We start from the raw sequence: 12,670 nt of genomic DNA, 5'->3' as shown, positions 1-12,670 counted from the left end.
GCTTTGCTTATTTTGGCTGGATCCTAAAGAGTGGCTGCCCATATTCAACAACTGACTCGTTTTCTACAAGGATTTCTGTGATTACTCCATCGGCCTCACTAGTTATCTCATTCATTAGTTTCATCGCTTCAATAATGCAGATAACTTCTCCTTTGGCAACTTGATCACCTTCTTTTTTGAAAGCTGATTTGTCTGGTGCCGGTTGCAGATAAACGATTCCCACGATTGGCGAAACAACCTCGATTCCATCAAATACTACCGATTCTTTTTCCTTCGTTGGTTCTGGAACAGTTGTTGCTTGTTCAGGCATGGCGTTAACTGGCTCCGAAACTGGCAACGTTTCGTTTGTTTGAACCATATTCATGCCTCGACTTGTTTTATTTTTATTCATGTACAATTCAAATTGACCTTCACGCAAGTCAAATTCCGTTAGCGAAGATTGATCAAATTGACTAACTAATTCTCTAATTTCATTGATATCCAAAATTATTCCTCCCAGCGTTTCATACAAAGAACCGCATTATGTCCGCCAAACCCTAATGAATTGCTCATTGCATAAGTAAAGCTTGCAGGTTTGCTTTCGTTTTTGACAACTGTCAAATCAATCTCAGGATCTTGTTTTTCTACATTGATCGTAGGTGGGATAAATTGATGTTCCAATGCCATCAGAGTGGCTAATGCTTCGATCCCGCCGGCTGCTCCCAATAAATGTCCAGTCATTGATTTCGTACTGCTGACATAAGTATCTCTGAAATTTTCACCTAGTGCGAGTTGGATTGCTTTTGCTTCTGCCTGGTCATTAGCTGGCGTACTCGTTCCGTGCGCATTGATATATCCAACTTGCGCCGGCTGTATACCAGCTTCTTCCATCGCAAGCTTCATTGCTTTAGACGCACCAGAACCATCTGGAGTAGGGGCTGTCATATGGTAAGCATCACAATTTGAACCGTATCCAACGATTTCTCCATAGATTTTGGCACCGCGAGCTTGTGCATGCTCTAAAGATTCAAGAACTAGAACACCTGCTCCTTCCCCCATCACAAAACCATTTCGATTTTCATCAAACGGGATCGAACCACGATTAGGATCAGTTGATTCCGAAAGTGCAGTTAAAGCTGCAAATCCAGCAATCCCCATCTCACAAATCGTTGCTTCTGTTCCTCCAGCAAGAATGACATCTGAATAGCCATGTTTGATGTTACGGAATGCTTCACCGATTGAATTCGTTCCGCTAGCACAAGCTGTTACGATAGCTGTACAGATACCTTTTGCGCCTACTCGTAAAGCAATATTTCCAGCTGCCATGTTGGCAATCGCCATTGGCACGAACATTGGAGAAACTCGTTTTGCGCCTTTTTCATGCAGACGGATAACTTGATTTTCGATTGTCGGAAGACCACCGATTCCTGATCCGATGATGACACCAAACCGGTCTTGATTCATTTTTTCTTTATCTAAACCGCTTATCTCCATTGCTTCTAAAGCAGCGTAGATCCCATAGATCGAAAACATATCCATTCGTTTGCTATCTTTTTTAATAAAATATTTATCGTAAGGGAAATCTTTGACTTCACCCGCTAAGGTAATCCCTGTTTCTGAAGCATCAAATTTAGTGATCGGTGCGATGCCATTCGTACCCTCTTTTAAGCTATTCAAAAAGCTGTCTGCGTCATTTCCAATAGGTGAAGTGACTCCATAGCCAGTAATTACCACTCGATTCATTTATTTGCTCTCCTTTTCTTATCCGTGCATGACCAATCCGCCATCGACATTGATGACTTGGCCGGTGATATATGGATTTTGTGCTAAGAAAACTGCTGTTTGTGCAACATCTTCTACTTGTCCGAAACGTTGCATTGGAATTTGCTTTTCCGCTTGCTCCTTGACTTTATCTGCTAAAAATTCCGTCATATCAGTTGTGATGAATCCTGGTGCAATGGTGTTGCATGTGATACCTCTAGTCGCAGCTTCTCGTGCAACCGATTTTGTCAATCCTACGACACCAGCTTTGCTAGCTGCATAATTTGCTTGTCCGATATTTCCAATCAATCCAGATACACTAGAGAGATTGATGATGGCCCCTTCTCGCTGTTTCATCATTTTTTTCAAAACGTGCTGCGTCATATTGAAGGTACCGATCAAATTGATATCCAGACATTTTTTGAAATCTTCTGCATCCATCCGCATCACAAGTTTGTCATTTGTGATTCCGGCATTGTTTACTAAGATATGGATCGATCCAAGCTTTTCTTCTGCTTCTTTGATCATTTGTCCTGCTTTCTCATAATCAGAGATATCGCCGGAAACTCCTACGCATTTTACACCGAATGCTTCAATTTCTTCTATCTTTTCTTTTGGAATCTCTCCGCGCCCATTCAAAATAATATTTGCTCCAGCTTTTGCAAAAGCTAAGGCCATCGCTTTGCCAATTCCTCTTGTGCTACCTGTGATAAATACATTTTTCCCTTTTACATCCATAACCTTCCTCCTTATAATTTTGCTATTGTTTCATCAAATGTCTGCTTATTCTCAACACGCAGAACTGGTATCGTTTTATCAATTTTTTTCATAAATCCGCTTAATACTTTTCCGGGACCGACTTCAATGACTTGCTCGATACCGATTGTTTTTAATTTATGGATACTCTCGTAGAAACGAACAGGTTGCATGACTTGCTGTTCAAGTAGTCCCGCTATCGTCTCTTTCTTCATTATTTCCGTTGTTGTGTTGCTGATGACTGGAAAAGAAGGGTCAGAAAATTGAATATGACTTAGATCCTTCGCCAGTTTTTTTGATGCTGGTGCTAAAATAGCTGTATGGAAAGGTCCACTGACATTTAGTGGGATCATCCTTTTGATTCCTTTTTCTTTTAAGAGCAAAACAGCTTCATCTACGGCTTTTTCTTCGCCACCGATCACGATCTGCTGAGGTGTATTGTAATTAGCAGGAGACACGATGCCGTACTTGCTTGCTTCATGACAGCTTTCCTCAATCGTCTCAATCGGTGCATTCATTACTGCGACCATTTTTCCGCTTCCAGCTGGGGCAGCTTCCGTCATATAAGCGCCTCTCTTCGCTACTAGTGCAACGGCTTCAGTGAAGGATAACGCATCACTGGCTACTAATGCCGAATATTCTCCTAAACTCAGTCCTAAAGCTGCATCTGGGACGATTCCATGCTCCTTCAATAAGCGATAATACGCAATGCTGACTGTTAGAATAGCTGGCTGTGTATATTGTGTCTGATCCAAACGTTCATTTTCTGAAAAGCAGAGGTCGGCCATATAGTAGCCGAGAATCTCACTTGCTTCATCAAATGTCTGCTTTACAACGGCTTCTTCATATAAATCTTTTCCCATACCTTGATATTGTGCACCTTGGCCACTAAATAAGAATGCTGTTTTCATGTTTTTCTCCAATATATCCAGAATATATGTTTGATTCTTCTTATTCAAAAAGGCCGAGACATCCCTATTTCAGGAAATGTCCCAGCCCCCAACCTAATTTTAATGATTATGCAGTTTGTTTTTCTACGTAAGTCACTAAATCTTGAACCGTTTTGATTCCGTCTTCTGTTTCGATTTTTACATCAAATTCATCTTCAATTTCATTGATGATTTGGAATAAATCCAAGCTGTCAGCTTCTAAGTCTTCTTGGATGTCAGTAGTCAATTTGATTTCTTCAGTTTCTTTTCCTAATTCTTCTGCAATGATTTCTTGAATTTTTTCGAATACCATAATAATATATTCCTCCGATATTGTTTGCTTTTTTATTTTTATAATTTAACAGTTTACAGCTCCATGAGGATACTTCCCCACGTTAAACCTCCGCCATAGCCTGTAAATATTACTTTCTGTTGTTTTCCCAAGGTGATCTTTCCGCTAGAAACTGCTTCATCCAATAAAATAGGGATACTTGCAGCAGAGGTATTCCCGTACTTATCCATATTGGTCAGGAATTTTTCTTGCGGCATCTTTACTTTTCGGGCGATTTTCTCAATGATCCTGAGATTTGCCTGATGCAAAAGCAGATAATCAACTGGCGTGTCTATCATAACTTCTTGGATATTGTTTGCAACATCTCGAACGGCGAAATCAAAAATATCTCTGCCGGTCATTCGCAAATAATACGAACCTTCTGAATCTTCTGAATAGAACGGGTTTTTATTTTGCTGGTAGCCAGCAGTCAGTGAGGTACTTCTGGTACCATCAGTTGCTAATTTTTCTTTCAGCAATTTTTTTTGTGGGTTTGCTTCTAAGAGAACCCCGCCTGCTCCATCACCAAATAATACAGCAGTCGTGCGATCAGACCAATCGATTAGCTTAGACAGTGTTTCACCACCAATTACCAATCCTTTAGTTGAGCCGCAGCGGATCATTTTTTCAGCCATGCTTAACGCATAAACAAATCCTGAGCATGCCGCGCTGATATCGAAAGCAATAGCATTAGCTGCTCCCAATTTTCCTTGTACTTGTGCTGCTACAGATGGTGTCGTGTAATCGGGCGACATTGTTGCTACTAAGATAAAATCCAAATCTTTAGGGTTCAGCTTTTTTTGTTGCATCAATTTTTCCGCCACTAAGATGCATAAATCAGATGTCTCCTGATTTGTTACACATCTTCGTTCACGAATACCCGTCCTTGATGAAATCCATTCATCCGAGGTATCCATCATCTTGGAAAGATCATTATTCGTAATGATCTTTTCAGGAAGGACGCTGGCTGTTGCAGTAATCATTCCAAATTGTTCCATTAAATATCCTCACTTATAGTCTTGCAAGAAGTCATGCAAGTTTTTCAGTGCATCCAGCAAGGCATGCTGTTCTTCCGTAGCCATTCCTTCTAAGATGTTCTTGACCATTTCACGATGAAAATGCTGATGGACCCGAAACAGTAACTTTCCTTTTTTCGTTAGTCCCAACTTTACAACACGACGGTCATCTTCACTGCGGATACGTTCGACATAGCCTTTTTTTACTAACTTGTTAATAGCAGTGGTCAAGGTCCCAACAGTAATTGATAGTTCTTTGGCTACTTCTGAAGTTGTTTTTTTCTTGTACATCCCGATTGCCTCGATCGTGTGCATCTCTGTGATTGACAGATCTTTGAATTGAGATTTTTTCAACTCAGACTCTTCGATTGTCAAAATATCATTGAAGACACTAACAAGATAATCATTTACTGTTTTTAAATCTGGTTCCATGTTCCACCGTCCACTAATTAGTTTGATTATCAAATCTTTTGATGTTCAAACTATATCTTAACTTTTTTCAAAATGCAACCGTAAAAGTTCATTTTTTTGCTATATGAGTTTATTTTAAGATTTTACTCATTTAAAAAAACTGATAGATCAGCATTTTTTATTTACTTTATTAGAAAAACTATTATACTGACATATTTTGATTATCAAAGTATTTCTTGTTGATAGAATGATCCAATTTCCTAAAACTTGTCCATTATTTCAAAATTTGTTATAGTCTTTTTATTCAAAGCGTGAAAGGAGACCCTATGTTAAAAGAAAAAATAAAAAATCTCCCCATGCTGCCGGGTGTCTATCTTATGAAAAACCAAGAAGGGATGGTCATCTATGTTGGTAAAGCAAAACGGCTCAAAAATAGAGTAAGCAGCTATTTTCATCAGAATAAACAGCATTCAAAAAAAGTATTACGTATGATTCATCATATAACAGATTTTGATTTCGTCGTAGTAGATACAGAATTAGATGCTTTGTTGCTTGAGTGTCAACTGATCCAACATTACCGTCCTTTTTATAACCGACAAATGAATTATTTCAGTAACTACAATTATGTACATATTTCCAATAAGGGATTTGTATTAACAGATACTCCTACGGCTCGAACATACGGGCCTTTTCGTCTCTATAAAAAAATGCCGTCTATTTTGCGTATAATGGAAGAAACGTATCAAATGCCTTGGTTGTCTGAAATCAGCTTATTAGCTTTGCGAGTCCAGCTTCCTGACTTACAGGAAATGACTTTTGAACAGAAAAAGAAGGAGATCCAAGGACTGTTTCAGGGTCGCAATAAAAAACTGCTGACTTACTTGAAAAAGAGACAACAACATTTCATCTATCAGCTGAATTTCGAAAAAGCTGGCATGCTTCAAAAAGATATCGAATTAGTTACTTATTTCATCAGACGGATCCAAGAACAAAAGCAGTTTTTAAGAACACCATCCCTCACATTCAGCATGCCACTGGCAGCGGATGAAAGTCAGAAAAAGCACTACCTTATTTGTTACGGACAGCTTGCAGAAACAATGATTGCTTCTGGGGACAATCCACCTGACTTTTATTATGAAAAAAAAGAAGCTCATTTATCTTTGAAACGCCAATTATCAAAAGAAGAAATCGATCCTGTACAAATTTTGATTAGTTACCGCAAAAAATTAGGAAAGGAACAGATCGAAATGGAACAATTAAACAAAAAAGAAGCTGAAAAGCAACTAAATTAGCTGCTTCTCGGCTTCTTTTAGGCATCTTCAACTTCAAATGTCAATTATCCTAAAATTTATTGGATTAAGTCATAGATTTCCATCGCTACGATATCGATATTATCGAATTCGTATTGCTGATGAGTATCTGTTTCAGTTAATTCAAACGTATCGGTCGCTTTATCATAAGTTACTGTACACTTTTCTACGCCTTCTTTTTCAAAACGGCGAACTTGCAGTTCATTATCTGCTGACTCGACCATAGCCTCCAGTCGTTTTATGATTGCGACTAATTGTGAATGTGTCATCGGAGGTCCTCCTTTTCTTATTTCTGTTATATTGTATCAAAAGCATAGCCTACTTGCATTGATTTTCTCTAAAAAAACTCGTTTTTTATGATTTTTTTTCTGGTATTTTCCCTTCAGGCCACCAAAGTTTGATCAACGCTTGTGTTCCGTCATTCTCAAAACCTTTATCTGCCAACTCTTCATATAGTTTCAATGCTTGGATGGTTGCTGGCAATACAAGGTTCATTTTTTCTGCTTCTTCTAATGCAATCTTTAAATCTTTGATAAAATGTTTGACAAAAAAACCAGGCGTGTAGTCTTCTTTCAAGATACGTGGGGAATAATTACTTAAAGACCAGTTAGCTGCACTTCCTCCCGAAAGTGTCTCAATCACTTTTTCTAAATCGAGACCGTTTTTTTGTGCATAGACAAGCATTTCCGTCATTCCTGTCATCGTGCCTGCGATCATGATTTGATTGGCCATTTTCGTATGCTGACCTTTCCCAGCAGAGCCATGCAATGTAAATGTCGTACCAAATTCCTTGAATAAAGGAAGTACTTGATCATAGACCGATTCTTCTCCACCTACCATGATTGTCAGTGTGCCATTCTTTGCTCCTAAGTCACCGCCTGACACCGGTGCATCTAACGCATCTGCACCTTTTTCTTTTGCTGTTTTTGCAATTTTTTCTGCCAGAGTTGGTGTACTTGTAGTCAAATCAACTAAAATACGTCCTGAGACATCTGCAGAAAAAATCCCCGATTCTCCATAGTAGATTTCTTCTACATCTTTAGGATAACCTACCATTGTGAACAGAATATTGCTTTGTTCTGCTACAGCCTTTGGTGTATCCGCCCAGACAGCTCCTTCTGTTACTAAAGGATCAGCTTTTGCTTTTGTCCGATTATAAACAGCGACTTCGTGACCTGCTTCTAGTAGATGGCGTACAACAGCACTTCCCATAACGCCTGTTCCGATAAAACCTAGTTTCATTCTTTCGACCTCCTAAAAATCAAAAATCCTTGCTTCTATGCTAGTATACGCTAGAAACAAGGATTTTTTTATAAAAAATGTTTGAATTTTATCTTTTAAATGAATTTAATTTGATTTTGATTCGTTCAATCGAATCTTCTTCTTCTTTTCTTCGCATCTCTTCTTCATGGTAAACAACCATATCTTGATAAAATTCGATCATGGCTTCGCCGAAATGAGTAGACGAAATGTCATAAAGTTTGGCTTCTAAAACCTTCGAATCTCTAGGGACTTCACTGGAAATATAATCAATAAGTGCGGGTGCAAAGTCTTCATCGGTTTCAAAAGTTTTCCCTAATGAAGGATGATCGAACAATCGGTTCAAATAAGCATTTCCTTCTACGACACAAGGCGTGCCGGCTGCCATCGCTTCGGTATAAGTAAGCCCTTGTGTCTCTGAAGTAGAAGCACTGACAAAATAATCTGCCGCTTTATAATAAAGGGCTACATCATTATTGTCCACTTCTCCTGTGAACTGCACAAATTCTTCTAACTGCAGTTCGGAAATCAATTCCTCTAACTCTTCTACATAAGGACCTTTTCCTACAATAACTAATCTGGCATTAGGGTAAGCCGAGATAACCTGAGGAAATCCGTTAACCAATGCTTGGATATTTTTCTCATAAGAAATCCTGCTTAAAGAAAGAATCATCAGATGATTTTCCTGAAGTCCTAACGACTCCCTTAACTTGTTGATATCCTCCTGAGTGATATCAGAACGTTTGAACTTCTCAATGTCGATACCAGTAGGAATCACACGAAGCGGTGCTACTACACCATAGCTACGTAATGTATCAATAACACGTTCACTTGGACAGACTACACCTGTCGTATGATTGGCAAATAATCTGGATAAGTATTTTACATGGGATTGCCTGATCACTTTTCCTTTACCGATATAATGAAGGTAATCTTCATACATCGTATGGTAAGTATGGATCAGGGGTAATTTCAACTTCTTAGCTACCATCTTCCCGAGTATTCCTGCTCCGAATTCTGTATGGGTATGGATCAGATCTAATTCTAGTTCTTTGGCAACCAAATAAGCATACCACATGCCTCTAACAACAACTCTTCGATCCTTGAAAGAAATAAACGGTACACTTGGCATTCGAATCACATCTTTTTCCAACTTGTCCGCATTCGGATCGGTTGTCGTAAAGATATAGACTTCATGCCCATGTTTTTCTAATTCTTGTTTTAATGTTTTGATCGATGTAGCCACTCCGCTGACTTGCGGAAAGTAGGTATCGGTAAAAAAGCCGATTTTCATGTTTTTCGCCTCCAAACTAGTCCTTTGTCTGATGTACTTTTTTTAATTTGCTAGAGACTTTTTCATTCAGCACACTTTCATATACGTTTTTTAGTTCTTCACCGATTTTATTGATACTTCGTTCTTTTGCTGTTTGATAACCGGCTTGTGTCAAACTCGGTAGCTCTTCATTGGTAATCTGTTGAATCAGTTGGATAAACGCTTCGTTTGTCTTCCCCATATAGCAGTTCTTGCTATCTTCTAACCAGCCATTATACACTGGAATATCTCGAACAAGTACATTTTGCTTGCTTGCTAAAGCTTCTAAAACAACGATTCCTTCCGTCTCTTCATAAGAAGGAAAAAAGAATAGATCTGCACCTGAATATGCTCCTTCGATGATTTCCCCTCGTATATATCCAGGAAACAGAACATTCTCAGGATGGTCTTCTTTTACAATTTTTCGAATGTTTCGAGGAATCGAGTACATCGGAACATGACCAAACCAAATGAATGTATAGTCGGGCATCTTCTTAGCAATTTCTACGAAATCAATGATTCCTTTACGTTCGAAAAACAAACCGACACAAATGATTACTTTTTGATCCGGAGATAGTTTGAAATACTCTCTGAACTTTTGTTCTTTCATTGGATCAGGGCGATATTTCTCTAGGTCGATCCCATTGGAAATAGCTTGAATCGGTACACGGATACCATAGCTTTCCAACAACTGTTTTGAATAAGGTGTTGGCGTGATCAAATAGTCCGCTTTTTGGTACAATCCAACCAAATATTTTTTTACAATAGGAGAAAGCTGGTTCGATCCGATAAAGGAATTTCGGAAGTCTTCCTCTGTTGAATGCGCATGATAGACAACTTTTTTACCTTCTCTTCTGGCTTTATTGACCATATTATGACTATTGATTCCGTATGTATTGATGTGCAGGATGTCATAATCATCTTTGTCGTCTAGTGTATAAGAGATACCGACTTCCGTCAGAGCACGTTTTTGATGATCAAGCGCACGCCCGATGCCAGATTTTGCAAGCATCTTTTCACTTTCAAAATATAATAATACCTTCACCTTACGTCCCCCTTCATTTATATAGTATAACATAGCCTCCAAACTGTCACTCAAACTTAAGCCCTATTTTTGTCTAATCTTGCTGACAAAAACGTTTTCTTAAAAAAGAACAGAAAACAAAAAAGCTGGCGTAGCTCTTTTACAAGCTACACCAGTTTTTGATACGTTGTTTATTTTACATATTCATGAACAAGTTCAACGACTTCTTCCATCGTATCGCATTCTTTCAATGCACGATCAGCAAGTTCAGCCATTTTCGCTGTGTCCAAGCGTTTCATTAAACTACGTGTTTTAAGAATAGATGTCGCGCTCATTGAGAACTCATCTAGACCCATACCTACTAGCAACGGAACAGCGGTTTGATCTCCAGCCATTTCTCCACACATACCTGCCCATTTTCCTTCAGCGTGTGCTGCATCAATTACATTTTTGATTAAACGTAAGATTGATGGGTTATATGGTTGGTACAAGTAAGAAACGCGTTCATTCATACGGTCTGCTGCCATTGTGTATTGAATCAAATCGTTCGTACCTACGGAGAAGAAATCCACTTCTTTTGCAAACTTGTCTGCTAAGACTGCTGCTGCTGGAATCTCAATCATGATGCCGACTTGGATTGTATCAGATACTTCCTTGCCTTCACTGATCAATTTTTGTTTTTCTTCTTCAAAGATCGCTTTTGCTGCGCGGAATTCTTTGAGCGTAGCTACCATAGGGAACATGATACGTAAGTTACCATGAACAGATGCACGAAGTAATGCACGCATTTGTGTGCGGAACATTTCGTCACCTTGTTCAGATAAACTGATACGTAATGCACGATATCCTAAGAATGGATTCATTTCATGAGGTAATTGCAGATATGGTAGTTCTTTATCCCCGCCGATGTCCATTGTACGAACAACAACTGGTTTTCCTTCCATACCTTCTAATACAGCTTTGTAAGCTTCGTATTGGTCATCTTCTGTTGGGAAGTCCGGAGAATCCATATATAGGAATTCAGTACGGTACAGACCAACTGCTTCTCCACCATTGTTATGAACACCAACTAGATCTTTTGGTGTTCCGATGTTTGCAGCTAATTCAAAATGCTTGCCGTCAGCTGTGACAGTTGCTGCATTTTTTAGTTTTTCCCATTCTGCTTTTTGTGCTGCGTAATCCGCACCTGCTTTTTCAAATTCAGCTTTTTGTTCCTCTGTAGGATCGATGATCACATCGCCTTCGATCCCGTTAACAGCCAACATATCGCCTTCTTTGACTTTAGCAGTGATTTCTTTTGTCCCAACAATCGCTGGGATTTCTAAAGAACGTGCCATGATAGCAGAATGTGAAGTACGTCCACCAATATCTGTTACAAACGCTTTTACAAAATTGCGATCTAATTGTGCTGTATCACTTGGAGTCAAGTCATGTGCAACAACGACCACTTCTTCGTTGATCATTGATGGATTTGGTAAAGTAACGCCTAATAAGTGCGCTAAAATACGTTTAGCAACGTCACGAATATCTGCAGCACGCTCTTGCATGTAAGCATTGTCTTCCATTGCTTCGAACATACCGATATACATATCCGTTACTTCTTTTAGCGCTGATTCAGCATTTACGCTGTTGTCTTTAATGTTTTGCTTGATTTGACCTACCATTTCTGGATCTGAAAGAACCATCAAATGGGCATCAAATACTTGCGCTTCTGCTTCACCTAAGCTTTGCGCTGCTTTTTCACGAATTTGCTGCAATTCTTCAGTAGATTTAGCTAATGCAGCATCCAAACGAGCTTCTTCAGCCGCAGTATCTTCTACTGTTGCCTTACTGAATGTTAAATCCGGTTGAACTAGCAGGTAAGCTTTTGCAACGGCTACACCGTCACTAGCGGCAATCCCTTTTAGCATTTCAACCATTATTCAGATAAGCCTTCTTTCTTCATTGTTTCAACGATTGCTGCCATTGCGTCAGCTTCGTCAGCACCTTCTGCAGTGATAGTAACATCAGAACCTTGACCTACACCTAAAGACATAACGCCCATGATTGATTTCAAGTTTACTGATTTACCTTTATACTCTAAGTTTACATCAGAGTTAAATTTGCTTGCTGTTTGTACTAATAATGTAGCTGGACGTGCGTGGATCCCAGTTTCTGCTACTACGTGAAATTCTTTCTTTTCCATATTAATCGGTCTCCTTTAAGTGAGTGTTGTTTTTATGTGAGGGTTTTCTTTTTTAGTAATTCAGAGAATCCTAACAAGTGTCACCCTTTCATCTGTAAAGATTAACATTTTTTTTCGTTAGATACAACAGTTTTCATTCAATTTCAGATAAAAGTATTCAAATTATTCCGGATTCTTTTTCATCCTTTTCTTCACATTTTATAACAAACGTGTTTATTTTCTTTTTCTTGTCGCTATCTCTTCTCCTGACGTTCATCATTCTTTCCTTTGACCTTCTTTGTTTTTATATGAAACGAATTACTTGCTTCCCTTTCGATTTTTAGTATAATAAGAATCAAAGGTCAGGAATGGTCAATAGGCATTTTACCTTTACTACCTCATAAATCCCTAAAAAAT

Annotated in this window: 14 protein-coding genes; 1 reads left to right on the top strand and 13 read right to left on the bottom strand. The window is 38.8% G+C overall.

Annotated features, from left to right (window positions below):
* Nucleotides 1-7 precede the first annotated feature (7 nt).
* The 7 genes from accB to HMPREF2961_RS11670 form a co-directional block, all read right to left on the bottom strand.
* On the bottom strand, nt 8-484 hold the full coding sequence (accB, locus tag HMPREF2961_RS11700) for an acetyl-CoA carboxylase biotin carboxyl carrier protein (protein WP_002315281.1): 477 nt from the start codon (nt 482-484) through the stop codon (nt 8-10).
* Nucleotides 485-486: 2 nt separating this feature from the next.
* The gene (gene fabF / locus HMPREF2961_RS11695; protein ID WP_002315282.1) at nt 487-1,722 is read right to left on the bottom strand and encodes a beta-ketoacyl-ACP synthase II; all 1,236 of its coding nucleotides are present in this window, start codon (nt 1,720-1,722) and stop codon (nt 487-489) included.
* A gap of 18 nt (nt 1,723-1,740) precedes the next feature.
* Nucleotides 1,741-2,478 carry a 3-oxoacyl-[acyl-carrier-protein] reductase gene (fabG, locus tag HMPREF2961_RS11690; protein ID WP_070704823.1) on the bottom strand — a complete coding sequence of 246 codons (738 nt, stop codon included), beginning with the start codon at nt 2,476-2,478 and terminating at the stop codon, nt 1,741-1,743.
* Nucleotides 2,479-2,489: 11 nt separating this feature from the next.
* Nucleotides 2,490-3,407, bottom strand: a complete 918-nt coding sequence (fabD, locus tag HMPREF2961_RS11685; protein WP_002315284.1) for an ACP S-malonyltransferase — start codon at nt 3,405-3,407, stop codon at nt 2,490-2,492.
* A gap of 106 nt (nt 3,408-3,513) precedes the next feature.
* Nucleotides 3,514-3,738 carry an acyl carrier protein gene (locus HMPREF2961_RS11680; protein ID WP_002287614.1) on the bottom strand — a complete coding sequence of 75 codons (225 nt, stop codon included), beginning with the start codon at nt 3,736-3,738 and terminating at the stop codon, nt 3,514-3,516.
* A gap of 53 nt (nt 3,739-3,791) precedes the next feature.
* Nucleotides 3,792-4,754: a beta-ketoacyl-ACP synthase III gene (locus HMPREF2961_RS11675; protein WP_002315285.1), complete on the bottom strand. Its 963-nt coding sequence runs from the start codon at nt 4,752-4,754 to the stop codon at nt 3,792-3,794.
* A gap of 9 nt (nt 4,755-4,763) precedes the next feature.
* On the bottom strand, nt 4,764-5,204 hold the full coding sequence (locus HMPREF2961_RS11670; protein WP_002310362.1) for a fatty acid biosynthesis transcriptional regulator FabT: 441 nt from the start codon (nt 5,202-5,204) through the stop codon (nt 4,764-4,766).
* A gap of 305 nt (nt 5,205-5,509) precedes the next feature.
* Here HMPREF2961_RS11670 and HMPREF2961_RS11665 point away from each other — a divergent pair, with 305 nt between their 5' ends.
* Nucleotides 5,510-6,475, top strand: a complete 966-nt coding sequence (locus HMPREF2961_RS11665; protein ID WP_025477264.1) for a GIY-YIG nuclease family protein — start codon at nt 5,510-5,512, stop codon at nt 6,473-6,475.
* Between the two features lie 56 nt (nt 6,476-6,531).
* Here the strand turns inward: HMPREF2961_RS11665 and HMPREF2961_RS11660 are convergent, their stop codons facing one another.
* The 6 genes from HMPREF2961_RS11660 to HMPREF2961_RS11635 form a co-directional block, all read right to left on the bottom strand.
* The gene (locus tag HMPREF2961_RS11660) at nt 6,532-6,762 is read right to left on the bottom strand and encodes a YkuJ family protein (protein ID WP_002287607.1); all 231 of its coding nucleotides are present in this window, start codon (nt 6,760-6,762) and stop codon (nt 6,532-6,534) included.
* An 85-nt stretch (nt 6,763-6,847) separates the two neighbouring features.
* Complete coding sequence (locus tag HMPREF2961_RS11655) at nt 6,848-7,735, bottom strand: NAD(P)-dependent oxidoreductase (protein ID WP_002341272.1); 888 nt, start codon at nt 7,733-7,735, stop codon at nt 6,848-6,850.
* Between the two features lie 88 nt (nt 7,736-7,823).
* Nucleotides 7,824-9,047 carry a glycosyltransferase family 4 protein gene (locus tag HMPREF2961_RS11650; RefSeq protein WP_024635878.1) on the bottom strand — a complete coding sequence of 408 codons (1,224 nt, stop codon included), beginning with the start codon at nt 9,045-9,047 and terminating at the stop codon, nt 7,824-7,826.
* A gap of 16 nt (nt 9,048-9,063) precedes the next feature.
* Nucleotides 9,064-10,110, bottom strand: a complete 1,047-nt coding sequence (locus tag HMPREF2961_RS11645) for an LTA glycolipid anchor biosynthesis glycosyltransferase, IagA/BgsA family (RefSeq protein WP_002315289.1) — start codon at nt 10,108-10,110, stop codon at nt 9,064-9,066.
* Between the two features lie 170 nt (nt 10,111-10,280).
* On the bottom strand, nt 10,281-12,008 hold the full coding sequence (ptsP, locus tag HMPREF2961_RS11640) for a phosphoenolpyruvate--protein phosphotransferase (protein ID WP_002315290.1): 1,728 nt from the start codon (nt 12,006-12,008) through the stop codon (nt 10,281-10,283).
* Nucleotides 12,008-12,274: a phosphocarrier protein HPr gene (locus HMPREF2961_RS11635; protein ID WP_002287602.1), complete on the bottom strand. Its 267-nt coding sequence runs from the start codon at nt 12,272-12,274 to the stop codon at nt 12,008-12,010. Before HMPREF2961_RS11635 ends, ptsP begins: the two co-directional genes overlap by 1 nt.
* Between the last annotated feature and the right edge of the window lie 396 nt (nt 12,275-12,670).

It is taken from the genome of Enterococcus sp. HMSC076E04 (assembly GCF_001814285.1).
Taxonomy (GTDB): Bacteria; Bacillota; Bacilli; order Lactobacillales; family Enterococcaceae; genus Enterococcus_B; species Enterococcus_B lactis.
Note: the sequence above shows the minus strand (reverse complement) of the source record. Positions and strands in the feature narration are given on the sequence as shown.